Here is a 17,981-nt window from a genome sequence, read left to right on the forward strand (position 1 = left end):
ACATTTTGTTCTGAGTTCGCTATTTTTGTTCCCTGAATTTCATACATATACAGGAACACAATCTAATTAAATACACCATGACGAGTCTAAAGTTTTTTCCCCTTTGCCTGTTTTTAATGCTTTTTATGGCCTGCGGAGGCGAAAAATCCCCTGCTTCACTTTTTGAAATACAGCTTGACGGAAACAGCAAAAACTTTCAACAAAACCAACGGGTAACCGTTGCCATTAATAACAAAAAAAACAAAACAATAGATAAGGTAAGCTATTCCATAGACGGCAAAGAATTGCCCTTAAACGACGGCAAGATCGCCCTGACCATGCCCCATTTGGGCGACAAGACCTTAAAAGCGGTTATCTCCTATGAGGAGACCTCTGTTGAGATTACAAAAAATTTTAAACTTTTGGCCGCCAAGTCGCCCGAAATATACACCTATGAAATTATTGCCGAATACCCCCACGACAACAAGGCATACACCCAAGGACTTGAATTTCACAACGACACCCTTTATGAAAGTACCGGTAAAAAAGGAAGGTCTTCATTACGCAAGGTAGACTTTAAGACAGGCGAAGTCTTGCAACAAGTAGACCTAGACCAAACTTACTTCGGCGAGGGCATTACCATCCTAAACGATAAAATCTACATGCTCACTTGGCGCAGCGGTGTGGGCTTTATTTATGACCTAAAAACTTTTGACAAACTCGACAACTTTCAATTCGGACAAAGCAAGGAAGGTTGGGGATTAACGAACGACGGTAAAAAACTATATAAAAGCGATGGAACCGAAAAAATTTGGTTCTTGAACCCACAGACCCTTGCCGAAGAAGGACATATTGAAACCGTTACCAACAAATCTATAAACGACAGTGCCAATGAACTGGAGTATGTAGATGGTAAAATTTACGCCAATGTATACCAAAAACCCAGTGTAATGATCATCGACGCCACCAGTGGGGCCATCGAGGGAGTTATCAATTTTGGGGGACTAAGCAGCAAGGTAAGCCACCATTCCACTTGGAGCGACACCGACAATGTGCTTAACGGTATCGCCTATCACCCGGAAAGAGAAACGTTTTTTGTTACCGGAAAAGAATGGGACAAGATGTTCGAGGTGAAAATCCAAAAGAAATAAATGCAGCGTTATCGAAAAACCATAACCGTACAAAAAGACGACCTTGACGAGCTCAATCACGTCAACAACGTACGCTACGTACAGTGGATGCAAGATATCTCCAAAGAGCACTGGATGACCGTAGCGCCCGAGGAAATGCGAAGGGGAATCATCTGGGTGGTCATGACGCACCATATCACCTATAAGAATGCCGCAGTATTGGGCGATGTCATTGAAATGGAAACCTACATCCAAAAAAGTAGGGGGGCCGTTTCCGTTCGAATCGTAGAAATGCACAATAAGAAAACCGGGGAGCTGTTATTAAAGTCAAGTACCGAATGGTGCCTTTTAAATGCAGACACCCTAAAACCGACACGGATATCAAAGGAAATAAAAGAAGTCTTTTCGCCTGAATCAAACTAAAATCATCGATTTCGGATTCTGACGGCTTCTTTTTGTACCGCTCCAAATGTATTACCTTATAACCATGGGAAGACATTCGATTATCATAGCATTGCTGATCCTCTTTGTTTCTTTCGCCTCGTGCCGGAAAGATTTTGAGTACGCCAGCAGCACGGGTAATCTTGAGTTTTCAAAGGATACCGTTTTTCTCGACACCGTTTTTGCCAATTTGGGAAGCAGTACTTATAGCTTAAAGGTATACAACCGCGGTAAGGAAGATATCTCCATTCCGTTTATCGGACTGGAACAAGGCGAAGCCAGTTTCTACAGGCTCAATGTCGATGGTGTGGCCGGAAAGACCTTTACCAATATCCCCCTTCTGGCCAAAGACAGCCTCTATGTGTTTATCGAAACCACCGCCAAAATCGAGGAAAACAATACCGATCAACTGCTGTATACCGATATACTTCAATTCGGAAAAGACGACCAGACCCAAAAAATTCCCTTGATCACCCTCGTTCAAGATGCCGTTTTCCTATTTCCCCGTAGCCTTTCCGACGGAAGTAGCGAAACCGTTCCCATCGGTTATGATGCGGAAGGGACGGAAATACGTGCCCCTGGTTTTGAACTTCAAAACGACCAATTAAACTTTACCAACGAAAAGCCTTATGTCATCTACGGCTTTGCCGCCGTTCCGAAAGGCCAACAACTTAGTATCGATGCCGGTGCAAGAGTACACTTCCATCAGAATTCAGGCTTACTTATACCCGCGAAAGCTTCATTGGCTATAAATGGCTCCCTTAGTTCCGATCTAGAAAACCTGGAAAATGAAGTAATTTTTGAAGGTGACCGCCTAGAACCTGAATATTCAAATGTAAGTGGACAATGGTCGGGCATACGAATCGCCAGGGGCAGTAGCAACAATACCATAAACCACCTTACCCTTAAAAATGCGAGCGTAGGTATTTTTGTGGAAGGAGAACCATCGCTCCCCTCACCCCCCACCCTAGATATACAGAACACCCAAATCTATAACAGCCTACAGGTGAATCTCTGGGGAAAGTCCGCCACTATAAATGGCAAAAACCTGGTTTTGGGTAGTGCCGGAAACAGTTCCCTCTATTGCAGTTCAGGGGGAAGCTATACATTTACACATACCACCATTGCAAATTATTGGACGAAGGGATTCAGAAACAGCGCCACCTTGACCGTCAGCAATTACCAACTTGATGCGAAAGGGAATACCACGGGAAACGATCTTTTAAAGGCGGATTTTGAAAATTGCATCATAGCGGGCAGCGGGAATTTTGAGCTCTCTCTCGATAAAAATGACTCATATACCTATAATTATTACTTCAACAACTGCCTTATTAATGGTGATGAAGACAAGATTCCTACCCAAAACAAGGAGCTTTACGACTTAAACAATGCAGATACATACCAAAATACGACATGGATCCAAGCTGTACTTTTTGAAAATGCGGGAATCAACGATTTTCAACTAGGCCCTAACGCTCCTGCATTGGATAAAGGCGACAAAACAGCGGCCCTCTCAACACCTACCGATATTTTAGGGGTCGACCGCACGGCCACTCCCGATATTGGCGCTTACGAATACACGGGGCAATAAGCCGAACTATCTATTATTGATAGCGGTTGGCAAGCCTATTATTAAGGCAGAAGGAAAGCAGGTCCCCATATAAGAAAGTCCATATTTCGGCCACAACAAAAGAAACAATGCACTGGTTATCAACAATTAAAAAACACCCCTAAAATAATTAACCAAAAACAACCTACAATATGAAGGTTTTTTCCTTCAAATATATTCAATACCAAGTATTTAGGAATAAAAACCCCAGTTATTATGGGGAATATCTTTAGCCCCATGTCGCCTACCATGAGTAATTTGCACTAAAATTACGTGTCTTGGATTATACTTACGCCATAATAGATTCCGATGCCACTTCAAATTTGCAACTACAGCATTATTTGGAGGACTATGGTGATTTCACCTGTGCGGCCTTGGCGCAAAATAGTGTAGAGGGTACAAACGTAATTTTAAAATACTCTCCCGACATAGTTTTCATCAATTTGAATGATACTGCTTCTGAATCGTTTCATATGGTTATGGAACTTCATCAGTACATGAATCAACTTCCCCTTATTATAGGTATCTCAAAAAGCAAGGAACACGCTTACGACGCCATTAAAAACGGCTTCTTCGATTACTGGATACTTCCCTATAACGAATTTGACATTAGAAAATCCTTATTACGCCTTAAGAAGCTGATGCCGGCCAAGATGGAGCCCCAAACACTCTGTCTTAAGTCTTATCGCGATTTTCAATATATCAATACAGACGACATTCTTTACTTACAGGCCGACAACAACTCCACGGAGTTCGTCATGAAGGATGGAACAATAAACAACGCTTACAAAACGTTAAAGACCTTTGAAAATCAGCTTCCTAAGAACTTTGTCCGTATCCATCAGAGTTTTATAGTTAATACCAATTTTATTTCACGTATCAGCTACGGTAAATCTTATTGTACATTAAAACATAACAAAAAACAGCTGCCGTTCTCAAAATCTTACCGTGAAAACATAGATATCTTGAAGAAATTGTTGTCAAAAAACACCATTTCTGCACTTAATTGATCAAATCCTCTTAAAACAGCTTTGTTTACTCGCAGAACCCCTTCATTGACTACAACAATTCAAAACCCAATCATTTCAACCATAAACCACACTAGTTTAGCTGTATAGAAAAAAGATAACCCCCTAAAACTAGATTTATTATGAAAAAAGTAGCAAGTATTTTCGCCTTATTAGTAATGAGCGTTGGATTATTCACTTCATGTGAATCAGAAACAAAAGTTGATGAAAGCGACGCCCTTTATGACTTGCATATAGATGCATCTACAGATGGTGACGACGTTGAGACTGACGGACGTGGTTCTTAGTATAAAATCAGAATAGATTATATTAGCCTTAAATTAAGTTTTAAGGCTTTTTTTTTAACCTGAATTTACCATTCGCATGCTGTCTATCAAACATAGTCCGCCTAAATACATTAAGTCCATAGCTGTCAGCCTATTGGCCTTCTGGTTCCTTGGTTGTAACGAGAGTGACAGTTCCACCAACAATATGGAAATTTTCGTACAGGCCGATTCAATTGGAGCACTGATCGATAGCGCTACAAATTCAGAATTTTCCCAAACAGAACAAAAAAAATTTCTCGCCAAAGCTGAAAAAAGAGCTTCAAGGATAAAGAACGATTCCCTAAAGGTCAACCTCTATTCAAGAATATCACTTCGCTATTTAAATCTTCTCGATTCAACCAACTTTATCAAAACCAACCGACAGACCCTTGAATTGGCCAAAGCACTGAACGACAGCCTCAAGCTTGCCGAAGCAAATTGGGACCTGGCCCATTTCTATAGAAAAAAATCCAAAGCCGACAATGCATACCACCATTTTCTGGAAGCCCAAAAACTTTACGATGCGCTTCACATGGATTACGAATCGGCACGAATGCTCTACAACATGGCGGTTACCCAAGCCGATATCAAAGATTACACCGGTAGTGAGATCAACACGATAAAAGCCATTGAGATCTTAAAGCCGATGAAAAAATACAAAAGGCTTTACAACTGCTACAACAACTTGGGTTCCGTTACCAAAGAACTTAAAGATTACGACAGGGCCATAGACTACTACAATACGGCCTTTGCCTACCAAAAGCTAATAGAAGGGAGCAACAACTACGATCTTAGCGTCAAAAACAATATCGGCGTAGTCTATCTTGAACAGGGGAATTACAAAAAAGCCATTCCGTTTTTTCAAGAAGTTTTAAAAAGTCCAACCCTCCTTAACGATAGGCCTACCCTATATGCCATAGCCCTCAATAATTTGGCCTATTGCAAATTTAAGACCGACCCAGACAGCAAGGTCTTAAAAGATTTCGAAACGGTCATTCACCTTCAAGACAGTATGGGGGCCATTCAAGATATCTCACGCAGTCATTACTATTTCGCAGAATACTATCTCAAACTTAAAGATACGGTCAAGGCGGTATCACAAGCCAAAAAGGCCCTTGGCTACTCCCAGATTGCCCACAGCAATGATCGATTCTTAAAAAGCCTGCAATTACTGGCCAAATTAGAACCTCAAAAAGCAAGCTACTACAACCAAAAGTACATTTCATTGAACGATAGCCTACAACAGGTAGAGCGCCTTGCCCGAAATAAATTTGCCCGTATACGCTTTGAAACCGACGAATTTATTGCCGAAAATCAATTGCTTGCCCGTCAAAAACAGCTATGGACAGGGGTTGCCGTTTCCATTCTTTTACTAGGACTTATGTCATATATCATTTTAGTCCAAAGGGTAAAAAACCAAAAATTAAGGTTCCAACAAGAACAACAAGCCGCTAACCAAGAAATTTTCAATTTAATGCTTGCCCAAAAACAAAAACTGGAAGAGGGTAAGAAAATTGAACAAAAACGTATTTCCGAAGAACTCCACGATGGCGTTTTAGGTAAAATGCTAGGAGCTCGAATGGTACTCACCGGACTCAACAAGAAGAACGACGAACATGCCGCCAAGGAGCGAAAAAGAGCCATTGACGCCCTCCAAGACGTAGAGAAAGAGATTCGCGCCATATCCCACGAACTTAATCACGCGGCCTACCTGAACATCCCCAATTTCATTCATTCACTACAAGACTTGTTGAAAACCGTTCAAAAGACAGGGGAATTCGAATACAAGTTTATCTACAACGAATCCTTTGACTGGGACAGTCTTGCGGGCAATATAAAAATCAACGTTTACCGAATGATTCAAGAAAGTTTACAAAATTCTGTTAAACATGCCCAATGTAAAAATGTAATTGTAGAACTTAGTAGAACGGATGACGGATTCAAAGTGAGTATCGAGGATGACGGAAAAGGTTTTAAAGCCAACTCGAGAAAAAAGGGAATCGGCCTACGAAATATTGCATCGAGAATAGAAAAGATTAAAGGAAGATATCACATCAAAAGCGCCCCGGGCAAAGGTACTACGGTACTTCTAGAAGTACCTTTACCGAACAGCCCTAAAAGCAAACCACAGGAAAAAACAACAACCCCATCGCTTTAGATTAGAATTGACCCAGAAAATACCATGAGTGATTTAATTAGAGTACTTGCCGTAGATGACCATGAAATGATTGCCTTAGGTTACAAATACACCATTGAAGGCTGTGAATTTGACGCCTATAATGTTGTTGTGAACATTGCCCCCAGTTACGAAGAGGGCAAAGCCGAAATAGAAAGTTCCGCCTCGCGCATGCCCTACGACATTATCTTATTGGATATTCAAATGTTCCCTGAGAGCGCCAAGGAAGAACGGGGCGGTATCGATTTAGGCCTCCTTGCCAAAAAGATATCCCCGACCTCTAAAGTGGTATTCCTTTCCTCTTTTAGCGATAGTTATCACATCAACAATGTTCTAAAGACGGTCAACCCCGACGGCTATATGGTAAAATCGGAAGTGGACGAAAAAACCTTACAAGACATGGTCAAAACGGTTATAGAAAAACCGCCTTATTACACCGCTGCCGCCCTGCAAGCCATACGTCGAAAAATGGCCAACGAGGATCAAATTGACGAGCGTGACAAAAAAATATTGTACCAATTGTCGATCGGCACGAAGACCAAGGACATCTCTTCACTGGTTGCCGCGTCAAGTACCACCGTTGAAAACAGAAAAAGACAGTTGAAAATCATCTTCAACGTTGAAAACGGTAATGACTTCGCCCTTATTGAAGAAGCACGAAAACGCGGGTTCATTTAATGACATTTCCCAAAAACATTGACTCCGTTCCGTAGGAATAATCCGATTGCAATATCTAACCATAATGATTTTGAAAAATCCCCCAGTTTTTATGGGGTTTTTCTTTATATGCCAATCTTCGCTGAAAACTATCTTTGTTTTAGAAGTTAGAAGAACCCCGCGCATATGCCACTATATTTAGATAGTTTTAGGAACGACCATTCCAACGGTTACACTCCCAATTCACGAATTGAGGGGATGGAATCTTTTGCAAATAGCTTGGAGAAACTCTTCTTTGCCGAGGCTACAATTCTTAACTGTACCGACAGAAGTCTTAGGACCAATTTGGCCATAGAACTCAATTGCAATATCTCCCTAGCCGAAATGTTATTTCATTTCAATAAGGGCACATGGGGGAGTTTCAAACCAAGTAAGACCTCGTTTATCAAATTGATAAATGACCTTATCACCAAAAGCGGCACACAGGTAGACATTGAAGAATTTACTTTTTTCTTGAATGACACGGCCATAGTGATAAACAAAATTTACGACAATAGCATCCCCGAACAATTAAACGATGTTATAGCGGCCATTTGCAAACATTACGTTCACTTCAGCAAAGGGCTAACCGAAATACCATACGAAATCTACGTTCCCGTTTTCGAAGAAAAACACCATGAAGAGAACGATATTCTAATTACGAATATTGAAACCGACAACAATACAAAGAAAGACTATTTCAAGTATTGGGGACTTTATTTTGAATCTGAAGACGATGCGGTCATCTATGACTTAAAAAGCACTACTATAGAAAACGGCGACCTGTTCATGCTGAACCACTAAGTTCGGAAACACGTCTAAACGAAGTAATAATATATATAATCACCCATTCCCCAGAATAATCAATTCCCCCATAACTACTTAATTTAATTAGGTAGATGGGGGATGGGATTATATTGATTTATTTCAAAAACTAAGCGTTGAAGAGCTCCCTACCGTTCATCAAGGCGTTCACCTTTTTCTTAACGGCGGCTATTTTAGCATCATCTTCGGCATTCGTCAATACTTCATCTACCAAATCAACGATGGTAGCCATATCGGCTTCTTTCAACCCTCTTGTTGTAATCGCTGCCGTACCAAATCGGATACCCGATGTTACAAACGGTGATTTATCATCGAAAGGAACCATGTTCTTATTGGCGGTAATATCGGCCTTCACCAATACCTTTTCAGCATCTTTACCTGTAATATCCTTATTTCTAAGGTCGATAAGCATCATGTGGTTATCGGTACCTCCCGAAATAATATTGTAACCTTTAGCAACGAAAGCGGCGGCCATGGCAGCAGCGTTTTTCTTTACTTGAATCATATACTGTAAAAACTCATCTGAAAGCGCCTCGCCAAAAGCAATAGCTTTAGCAGCGATAATGTGTTCCAAGGGACCACCTTGATTTCCTGGAAAAACCGCCAAATCCAAAAGAGCTGACATTTTTCTAAGACTACCGTTCTTCAATGTAATACCGAAAGGGTTATCAAAATCCTCTCCCATTAAAATAAGCCCCCCTCTTGGCCCTCTCAAGGTTTTGTGGGTCGTTGTCGTAACAATATGACAGTGCGGAATAGGGTCACTCAATATCCCCTTGGCAATAAGACCCGCAGGATGGGAAATATCGGCCAATAATAAAGCACCTACACTGTCGGCTATTTCCCTAAATCTTTTAAAATCCATATCACGGGAATAGGCGGAAGCCCCTGCAATTATCATTTTTGGTTTTTCCCTTGTTGCTATTTCCTGAATAACATCGTAATCAAGGGTGCCGGTTTCCTTATCGACCCCGTAAAATACAGGATTGTACAATCTTCCTGAAAAATTCACCGGAGAACCATGGGTCAAGTGCCCACCGTGGGATAGATCAAAGCCTAAGATCGTGTCACCTGGCTTCAAGCAAGCATGGTAAACCGATGCGTTGGCCTGTGAACCCGAATGGGGCTGAACATTTGCATACGCGGCCCCAAATAATTCTTTGGCCCTGTCGATAGCAAGTTGCTCTATTTGATCAACTACTTCACACCCACCATAATAGCGCTTTCCGGGGTAGCCCTCGGCGTATTTATTGGTAAGCACAGATCCAGCGGCCTCCATAACTTGAGGGCTGGTAAAATTCTCAGAGGCTATCAACTCAATACCATTTATTTGGCGTTCTTTTTCCTCTGCTATAAGTTCAAAAATCCGATTGTCGCGTTGCATAAGCAAATTTTCTGTTAAATGAGATGCAAAAGTACGAATTGACTCTTGTTAAAACTCATAAAATAATATATTTGATCAAGAATTTATTAAATATAAATTAACAAAATTGCTATGCCTATACATGCTAACGACCCATCAAGACAAACCTGGCTTCCGGTGCCCGAACATTCCGATTTCCCAATTCAGAACATACCGTTCGGAGTCTTTCTAACGCGAGACGATATCATTACCATAGGTACCCGAATAGGTGACCACGCCATAGATTTAGGGGCTTTACACCAACTCGGATATTTTGAGAACATCCCCTTGACCGACGATATTTTTCTACAGGACACCCTTAACGATTTTATATCCGATGGCCAGAAAACATGGCGTTTAGTAAGAAACCGCATCAGCGAAATATTCGATATCAACAATGAAACCCTAAAGAACAATGAAGCCCATAAAAAAATAGTCTTGTTCTCCATGGACGAGATTGAGATGCAATTACCTGTACAAGTAGGGGATTATACCGATTTCTATTCAAGCAAGGAGCACGCCACCAATGTGGGCACCATGTTCCGTGATCCCGACAATGCCCTAATGCCGAATTGGCTACATATACCTGTAGGTTACCACGGAAGAAGCTCGACCATCGTACCGAGCGGAACCCCAATTCGAAGGCCACAGGGCCAAACCCTCCCCAAAGGGGAAGAAACCCCTGTCTTCGGACCTTCACGTCTCGTAGATTTCGAACTGGAAATGGCCTTTATTACCACGGACACCAACGCATTGGGCGAACCCGTTTCCGTAGATGAGGCCGAGGAATATATTTTCGGGATGGTTCTCTTTAACGATTGGAGTGCGCGTGATATCCAAAAATGGGAATACGTACCCCTAGGCCCATTTCTATCGAAAAATTTCGCATCATCAATATCGCCGTGGATCGTTACCTTAGACGCGCTTCAACCCTTTCGCGTAGAAAGTCCAAAACAAAACCCCGAGCCACTCCCCTATTTACAGCAAAAAGAAAGATATAGCTATGACATCAACTTAGAAGTAGGCATCGCCACGGAAGATGGTAGCGAAACCACTATTTCCAACTCGAACTTTAAGTACATGTATTGGACAATGGCCCAACAATTGGCCCACCATACCATAAATGGATGTAAAGTGAACAGTGGCGACATGATGGGCAGCGGAACCATATCTGGGCCGACCCCTGATTCATACGGGTCCATGCTCGAACTATCATGGCAAGGCACCAAACCGATAAAGCTTAACGACGGTTCAGAACGTAAGTTCATTCAAGATAACGACACCGTTATAATGAGGGGGCATTGCTCTAACAACGAGGTCCGTATCGGTTTTGGAGAGGTCAGAACCAAACTTTTACCTCCGTTCGAAACCAAAAAGAAAGGCTAAAAATAGTAGCCTTTATCTAAAAAATACCTTTAAGGCAATTCACGATATGAACTTGGCTTAAAGGTATTTTTCTAAATCGATGTCATTGATCGACCCATGCGAATCATGGGCTACGACAGCTCCGTTCTTTATTACCAAGAGTTGCGGGGATTGATGCATCACCTGAAACTTATAACCCGTTTCATCGGAAACTTGACGGTAACGATGCAGGTCTAAAAAGTAAAAATCCATCTGACCATCTTCCAATGTGTAGCTTTTGGTAAACATATTTAAGACCATGCGACTAATTCCGCACGTGGTAGAATGCTTGAATATCACCTGTGGCCTTGTCAAGGATTTCCGCTCGATTTCACTCAATTGATCCACCGAACTGAGGGGAATCCAAGGAATTTTCCTTTCTTCCTTCTTTTCACCTTCATTTTTACTTCCAAATATCGAATTAAAGAGACCCATTTCGTATTTTTATATGGTAAGTCCGACCATTGACCAAAAACTTACAACTGTCTAAATGTCCTGTGTTTTTGAGTAAAACAAGACATTTTGTCTGCTACTCGGTATTGGTAGGATTGTTGACCTATCAACCTCAAAAATACACAATAACTACAGAAAACAATATAAGATGAACTTTAATAATTACACCACTAAATCACAGGAGGCCATTCAGCAAGCCCAGCAGATTGCACAGGGTTTGGGCCACCAACAAATTGAAAACGAACACTTGTTCAAGGCCATTTGGGAAGTCGATGAAAATGTACTCCCCTTCATTTTAAAGAAACTGAACATTAACATAGCCTTGCTGCAACAGATTTTAGCAAAGGAGCTAGAGAGTTTTCCAAAAGTTTCGGGAGGCGACCTTATGTTGTCTCGCGAAGCAGGTAAAACCCTGAACGAAGCCAGTATCATTGCCAAGAAGATGGATGACGAATTCGTCTCCATTGAACACCTGTTATTGGCCATCTTAAAATCGAGCAGTAAAATTTCGCGTATATTAAAAGACCAAGGAGCCACCGAAAAAGACTTAAAAGCGGCGATCGAGGAGTTGCGTAAAGGTGGAAAGGTAACCTCACAAAGTGCCGAAGACACCTACAATTCACTTGATAAATATGCCCGAAACCTTAACGAATTGGCCGATAGCGGTAAATTAGACCCGGTAATAGGACGTGACGAAGAGATTCGGCGTATACTCCAAATCTTATCGAGAAGAACGAAGAACAACCCTATTTTGGTAGGCGAACCGGGTACCGGTAAAACTGCCATCGCAGAAGGCTTGGCCCATAGGATCGTTCAAGGCGATGTTCCTGAAAATTTAAAGGACAAAATCATCTATTCCCTAGATATGGGAGCCCTTATTGCAGGGGCCAAATACAAAGGTGAGTTTGAGGAACGTTTAAAATCGGTCATCAAAGAAGTAACTTCCTCAGATGGCGATATCGTATTGTTCATTGACGAGATACACACCTTGGTAGGAGCCGGTGGCGGACAGGGGGCCATGGATGCCGCCAACATTTTAAAACCGGCATTGGCCCGTGGGGAACTCCGAGCCATAGGAGCCACAACCCTTGACGAATACCAAAAATATTTCGAGAAAGACAAGGCCCTTGAAAGACGTTTTCAAAAAGTAGTGGTAAACGAGCCCGATACCGAGAGTGCCATTTCCATTCTTCGTGGTATTAAGGAAAAATACGAGGCCCACCATAAGGTCCGTATCAAAGATGAAGCGGTCATTGCCGCGGTCGAGCTTTCGCAACGCTATATTACCAATCGCTTCCTTCCCGATAAAGCGATCGACCTCATGGACGAGGCCGCCTCTAAATTACGGATGGAAATCAACTCCAAACCGGAAGAACTAGATGTCCTTGACCGTAAGATCATGCAATTGGAGATTGAGATCGAAGCCATCAAAAGGGAAAACGACAAGGCAAAACTCAAATTGTTGAACGTTGATTTGGCGAATCTCAAGGAAGACCGAAACGAACTCTTTGCCAAGTGGGAAAGTGAAAAATCGGTCGTTGATGAAATCCAAAAAACGAAACAAGACATAGAGGAATTCAAAAATGAGGCCGAGCGCGCCGAGCGAAACGGGGATTACGGCAAAGTAGCCGAACTCAGGTACGGAAAAATCAAAGAAGCCCAAGAAAAACTGGAAGAACTCCAAAAAGCGCTCGATGAGCAACAACTGGGCGACACCATGATCAAAGAAGAGGTGACAAACGAAGACATCGCCGAAGTCGTGGCCAAATGGACCGGTATACCCGTTACCAAAATGCTACAGAGTGAACGCGAAAAACTCTTGAAACTGGAAGATGTACTGCACAAAAGAGTAGTTGGCCAAGAAGAAGCCATTGTGGCCGTATCCGACGCCATAAGAAGAAGTCGCGCCGGATTACAAGACGCCAACAAGCCTATCGGTTCGTTCTTGTTCCTTGGTACAACAGGGGTCGGTAAGACCGAGTTGGCCAAAACCCTGGCTTCCTACCTTTTTGATGATGAAAGTGCCATGACCCGTATCGATATGAGCGAATATCAAGAACGTCACTCGGTAAGTAGATTGGTGGGAGCACCTCCAGGATATGTTGGATACGATGAAGGGGGCCAGCTTACGGAAGCCGTTCGTAGAAGACCGTATTCCGTGGTATTACTCGACGAAATAGAAAAGGCCCATCCCGACACCTTCAATATTTTATTACAAGTGTTGGATGAAGGAAGGCTTACGGACAACAAAGGTCGTGTTGCCGATTTCAAGAATACGATCATCATTATGACCAGTAATATGGGCAGCAGTATTATTCAGGAAAAATACGAGAACAATAAAGACCCCTTCAGTGCAGCGGAAGCCGCGCGTGTGGAGGTACTAGGACTCTTACGTAAAACCATACGCCCAGAGTTCCTTAACCGTATCGATGACATCATCATGTTTTCACCGCTTAGCCGCGAGGATATTTCCAAAATTGTTAGGCTACAGTTGAACAGTTTGAAGAAAACCATTGCGAAGCAACACATTACCATCGATGCTACGGAAGAGGCTATCAATTACTTGGCCAATAAGGGCTACGACCCACAGTACGGGGCCCGTCCGATCAAAAGGGTAATACAGCGGGAAGTGCTGAACAACCTTTCCAAAGAACTATTGAGCGGCACCATAAAAGCTGACAGTATCGTGCTTATCGATTCATTTAACGATGCACTGGTTTTTAGAAATCAAGACGAATTGGTGAAATAATTTTACCGATTTTTCAATACATATTACACTAAAGAAAGCATCCTGTAAAAGGGATGCTTTTTTTTTAAGGTATATACCATACAGTATATAATTTTTTTATCTTCGTATAAAACAGAACTACCATGTCGACCAAAGCAGAAAGAACCACCGCCTTTATCATTAAGACCGTTGCCTCCGTATTTAACAAACATGGTTATATTGGCACAAGCATGAGCGACCTCACGGAAGCTACCGGATTAACCAAGGGCGCCATATATGGTAATTTTGAAAACAAAGAAGCTTTAGCCCTTTCCGCTTTCCAATACAACAGCAACTTGCTACTCTCTAAAATAGACGAAGTATTGGCTTCCGAAAGCAAGGCTTTGGACAAAATATTCAAACTAACGGATTTCTACAGAAATTACGATTCGTTTACCTTGAGCATGGGAGGATGCCCAATACTGAATACTGGTGTAGACGCCCAATACAACAATAGGCTACTGGCCGCAGCGAACAAAGAGGCCATTAAGGAGTTGGAAGGTAAAATTGCCTTGGTTTTCGAGAACGGGGTCAAGAATAACGAAATCAAACTTCCGGTACCCCCGCTTCAATTCGCCAAGCAACTTTTCACTATGATACAAGGTGCCGTTGCTATGGCCACTATGACGGGTGACAAAAAATACCTGATCAATACCATCGCCTATCTAGAGGTCTTGATCAAAAAAGAGCTTAAAAACTAGCTAAGTCCACTTCGCTTTCTAAGGCCCATCATTCTACTTTAGCCCATATTACAAACACATCGTTTCATCGATACAGGATGTGATCTTTGGCTACTTACTCCCCTACTACCCTGAAAATCCATGTATTGCCAGCATACTTACCATCAAACTTGCCATCCCTAGCCTGTCTGGCTTGCCCCATAGTGTCGTAACGACCGAGGTATACGTAATTATATTTGTTTTTGCTACGCACGAAAGACTTAGGCTGTAATCCTTTGCTTTTCATATCTGCCATAAAGGCCTCGAAGTACTTTTTGGTCCCGAATACATTTGCTATCAAATAATAGCCTGGCGCCAACCCCTCTTCTGTTTGCACTTCTTCGTATTTCTCACCTTTTTGTGGCGTTACTACTTCTTTCCGCTGAGCAAGTTTAGCCTCTTCTTCGGCCTTCGCCGCCTTTGCCGCTTCGGCTTTTCGTTTTTCTTCTTCTAATTTCCGGGCGGCCGCAATTGCTGCTTCCCGCTTTACCCGATTAATAGAGTCCTGTTTTCTAACTTGCTCCGCCTCTTGGGCCTTTGCATCTTGCTTACCACCTTGTGTCTTGGCCTCTTTTTCCACTGCCTTCGCCAAGGCCTCCTCTTTCTCCATCTGCTCCTCTACTTCCTTCTTAAGGCGTTTCTGCTCTTTCTTAAGCGCCAATGCGGCTTCTTTTTCGGCCCTTGCTACGGAATCCTGCGCCATTTTCTCAAGCTTGCGCCGTCTCTTTTCTTCTTGCTTCGCCTCTTTCTCCACTGCCTTCTGTACTTCCGCCAGTTCTTCGGCCTCTTCGATCTCTTCCGCCACGGCATCGTTTTGAGCCTCTTTCTCGGCAGATTCTATTTGTTCCAATTCGTTTTCTTCCGGAGTTACATAGCCCACCATTGTATGCCGTTCTTCGGGCTTACCAAAAAAGTATGCGGCCATAAGTTCAAAGGAAGATTCCGAACTTATAGATGAATCGGCCCCAAATTCGACCAAGGCCCCTAATGACAAATGCTTAAAAAAAGTGGCGCCTAGCCCTACTCCGTATCCATAAAAATTATTGTAGCCCAATTGGCCCCAATATTTATTCGTATTCAAAAGTGTATTAAACCCTATTTGATTAGGTTCTCCCGGAATGGTTCGCAAATACATCGACGGTCTTAAAAAGGCATTCATAACCGTCCCCAAGGTCAAAGGAAAGTCGTAAGAAACAAGCCCCATAAAGACCTTGTCCTCCTTTTCCGTATTCGCTTCCCTTTCCGTAAAATTATAATCGATCAGGTTTTCCGAAGCAAACCCCAAAGTCAATCGCTCTACACTAAGGCTGATGCCCGGCGCCACCTGCAGGATAAAATCATCGGCGGACGAAGAAGATTGTGGTAAGGGAAAATCAGGGTCGATCGTAAATCGATCGTCGGCCAAGGATTGTTGAAAGCCAAAAATATTGACGCCCACTCCCAATTTTACCGATTCGTTCAGGTCAAAGCTCTGCGCATAATTGATTACCCCACCCGTATCAAAATAAATTCCTGTATTTTGCTGAAAGAATGCCGCACCTACGGTGGACCTATTGTTCAATTTTCTCGTATAGTTCAAAAACTGCGTCGTGGGATTTCCATCAATGGCCTGCCACTGCCAACGTACCCAATAAGCCAAGGAATTGGCATTGTTCCTGTCGAGGGAAAAAGCCGGGTTGAACAGACTTGCATTATACGTGGTAAGATTATGCTGCCTTAGGTCGGCAGGTAGCCGTGCATCTTGCCCCTGAAGAACCAAAAAGAACGAAAACAGAAGAATTGAGAGTATAAGTCTGAGCATAGTTACAAAAAAACAAAATCAAGCATTCATACATACTTTTTTTGCATTAATTTAGTTAACAATAATGCAAGAGTTTTCAACCAAAATAGATTACCAACTATGCAATGGATCAAATCATTATACATAATTCTATGTATACCTTTAATCTTTACCAGTTGTAAAGACGAGCAAAAAGTTACGCAAGAAAACAACACCAAAGACGTGGTGTCTACATTTTATTTTATACGGCATGCCGAAAAAGACCGTTCCGACCCAGAAAATGTAGATCCCGAACTCAACCAGCGGGGCCTCGGCAGGGCCATGCACTGGGCCGAAATTCTCGACGACGTGGATTTAGACGTTATATACACCACGGACTACGAGCGAACCTCAATGACGGCTGCGCCCACTGCGGTAAAAAAAGAACTCGATGTCACCTACTACGAACCACAGAATGTTGACATAGAACAATTCAAGACCGATAACCTCGGCAAAAAAGTTTTAGTGGTCGGCCACAGCAATACAACGCCGGAATTTGTAAACAAAATGATCGGGGAAGACCTTTATTACGAAATGGACGACAGTGACAACGGCAGTCTTTTTATCGTGCAACTCATTAACGGACAGGCAACTTCCCAACGGCTCCACATCAATTGCAACTGCCCAAAAGAGCGGTAGGGACTTTTAGAACGGACAATGATCGGGGCGGCTGTAAGCTTAAATCCGTATATATCTCGTTTCTATGGCCATGAATTAGGCATTATTTTAGGGAACTTCACTATTTTTGTGCCATGGTTCAAAAGAACATCAACATAAAGAACAAAAAGGCCAAGTTTGAATACGAGTTCATAGACACCTATGTAACCGGAATTGTTTTGGCCGGAACGGAAATAAAATCCATCAGGGAAGGAAAGGCTTCGATCGCCCAGAGTTTTTGTGAGTTTAACGAGCGAGGTGAACTTTTTGTCATCAACATGCAAATTGACGAATATTCCCATGCTTCGCACTTTAACCATAAGCCGAAAGCCGAACGCAAATTATTGATGGGCAAGCGCGAGCTGAGAAAACTACGCAAGGAAGTAACCACTTCGGGTTTTACCATTGTGCCCACCAACCTCTTTATTAACGACAGGGGTTTGGCCAAATTAAAAATTGCATTGGCCAAGGGTAAAAAACTTTACGATAAGCGTGAAACCTTGAAAGACCGAGACAATCAACGGAACCTTTCAAGAATTAAGAAAAGCTTCAACAACTAAAGGCCTATTGC

The 17,981-nt window shown here is 42.5% G+C and carries 16 protein-coding genes; 13 read left to right on the forward strand and 3 right to left on the reverse strand.

Annotated elements, in window-relative coordinates:
• Window positions 1-77 precede the first annotated feature (77 nt).
• From ZOBGAL_RS22255 to ZOBGAL_RS22285, 8 genes are all read left to right on the forward strand, one after another.
• Window positions 78-1,130: a glutaminyl-peptide cyclotransferase gene (locus ZOBGAL_RS22255; RefSeq protein ID WP_013996056.1), complete on the forward strand. Its 1,053-nt coding sequence runs from the start codon at window positions 78-80 to the stop codon at window positions 1,128-1,130.
• Window positions 1,131-1,532 (forward strand): acyl-CoA thioesterase, encoded by a 402-nt coding sequence (locus tag ZOBGAL_RS22260; protein WP_013996057.1) that lies wholly within the window; start codon window positions 1,131-1,133, stop codon window positions 1,530-1,532.
• A 46-nt stretch (window positions 1,533-1,578) separates the two neighbouring features.
• The gene (locus tag ZOBGAL_RS22265) at window positions 1,579-3,141 is read left to right on the forward strand and encodes a choice-of-anchor Q domain-containing protein (RefSeq protein ID WP_013996058.1); all 1,563 of its coding nucleotides are present in this window, start codon (window positions 1,579-1,581) and stop codon (window positions 3,139-3,141) included.
• A gap of 296 nt (window positions 3,142-3,437) precedes the next feature.
• On the forward strand, window positions 3,438-4,169 hold the full coding sequence (locus tag ZOBGAL_RS22270; RefSeq protein ID WP_013996060.1) for a LytR/AlgR family response regulator transcription factor: 732 nt from the start codon (window positions 3,438-3,440) through the stop codon (window positions 4,167-4,169).
• A gap of 140 nt (window positions 4,170-4,309) precedes the next feature.
• Entirely contained in the window at window positions 4,310-4,474 is a 165-nt protein-coding gene (locus ZOBGAL_RS23660; protein ID WP_158499763.1) for a hypothetical protein, read from the forward strand.
• A gap of 76 nt (window positions 4,475-4,550) precedes the next feature.
• On the forward strand, window positions 4,551-6,650 hold the full coding sequence (locus ZOBGAL_RS22275) for a tetratricopeptide repeat-containing sensor histidine kinase (protein WP_013996061.1): 2,100 nt from the start codon (window positions 4,551-4,553) through the stop codon (window positions 6,648-6,650).
• 24 nt (window positions 6,651-6,674) lie between these two features.
• Window positions 6,675-7,346 (forward strand): response regulator, encoded by a 672-nt coding sequence (locus ZOBGAL_RS22280; RefSeq protein ID WP_013996062.1) that lies wholly within the window; start codon window positions 6,675-6,677, stop codon window positions 7,344-7,346.
• A gap of 165 nt (window positions 7,347-7,511) precedes the next feature.
• Complete coding sequence (locus ZOBGAL_RS22285; protein WP_013996063.1) at window positions 7,512-8,168, forward strand: hypothetical protein; 657 nt, start codon at window positions 7,512-7,514, stop codon at window positions 8,166-8,168.
• A gap of 130 nt (window positions 8,169-8,298) precedes the next feature.
• Here ZOBGAL_RS22285 and glyA read toward each other — a convergent pair whose 3' ends face one another.
• Window positions 8,299-9,573 (reverse strand): serine hydroxymethyltransferase, encoded by a 1,275-nt coding sequence (gene glyA, locus ZOBGAL_RS22290; protein WP_013996064.1) that lies wholly within the window; start codon window positions 9,571-9,573, stop codon window positions 8,299-8,301.
• A 111-nt stretch (window positions 9,574-9,684) separates the two neighbouring features.
• Here glyA and fahA point away from each other — a divergent pair, with 111 nt between their 5' ends.
• Window positions 9,685-10,977: a fumarylacetoacetase gene (gene fahA, locus ZOBGAL_RS22295; RefSeq protein ID WP_013996065.1), complete on the forward strand. Its 1,293-nt coding sequence runs from the start codon at window positions 9,685-9,687 to the stop codon at window positions 10,975-10,977.
• 57 nt (window positions 10,978-11,034) lie between these two features.
• On the opposite strand, the gene ytxJ is transcribed toward fahA, so the two are convergent.
• On the reverse strand, window positions 11,035-11,430 hold the full coding sequence (ytxJ, locus tag ZOBGAL_RS22300) for a bacillithiol system redox-active protein YtxJ (RefSeq protein WP_046287654.1): 396 nt from the start codon (window positions 11,428-11,430) through the stop codon (window positions 11,035-11,037).
• Window positions 11,431-11,596: 166 nt separating this feature from the next.
• Here ytxJ and clpB point away from each other — a divergent pair, with 166 nt between their 5' ends.
• Window positions 11,597-14,197, forward strand: a complete 2,601-nt coding sequence (gene clpB, locus ZOBGAL_RS22305) for an ATP-dependent chaperone ClpB (protein ID WP_013996067.1) — start codon at window positions 11,597-11,599, stop codon at window positions 14,195-14,197.
• A gap of 122 nt (window positions 14,198-14,319) precedes the next feature.
• Entirely contained in the window at window positions 14,320-14,916 is a 597-nt protein-coding gene (locus ZOBGAL_RS22310; RefSeq protein ID WP_013996068.1) for a TetR/AcrR family transcriptional regulator, read from the forward strand.
• Window positions 14,917-15,010: 94 nt separating this feature from the next.
• On the opposite strand, the gene ZOBGAL_RS22315 is transcribed toward ZOBGAL_RS22310, so the two are convergent.
• The gene (locus tag ZOBGAL_RS22315) at window positions 15,011-16,735 is read right to left on the reverse strand and encodes a PorP/SprF family type IX secretion system membrane protein (RefSeq protein ID WP_013996069.1); all 1,725 of its coding nucleotides are present in this window, start codon (window positions 16,733-16,735) and stop codon (window positions 15,011-15,013) included.
• A gap of 99 nt (window positions 16,736-16,834) precedes the next feature.
• Between ZOBGAL_RS22315 and ZOBGAL_RS22320 the strand changes: the two genes are divergently transcribed.
• Together ZOBGAL_RS22320 and smpB are read left to right on the forward strand one after the other, a co-directional pair.
• A complete protein-coding gene (locus tag ZOBGAL_RS22320; protein WP_013996070.1) occupies window positions 16,835-17,392 on the forward strand; it encodes a SixA phosphatase family protein in 558 nt (185 codons plus the stop codon).
• A gap of 113 nt (window positions 17,393-17,505) precedes the next feature.
• On the forward strand, window positions 17,506-17,970 hold the full coding sequence (gene smpB, locus ZOBGAL_RS22325; protein WP_013996071.1) for an SsrA-binding protein SmpB: 465 nt from the start codon (window positions 17,506-17,508) through the stop codon (window positions 17,968-17,970).
• The last annotated feature ends 11 nt before the right edge of the window (window positions 17,971-17,981 follow it).

This window comes from Zobellia galactanivorans (assembly GCF_000973105.1).
Taxonomy (GTDB): domain Bacteria; phylum Bacteroidota; class Bacteroidia; order Flavobacteriales; family Flavobacteriaceae; genus Zobellia; species Zobellia galactanivorans.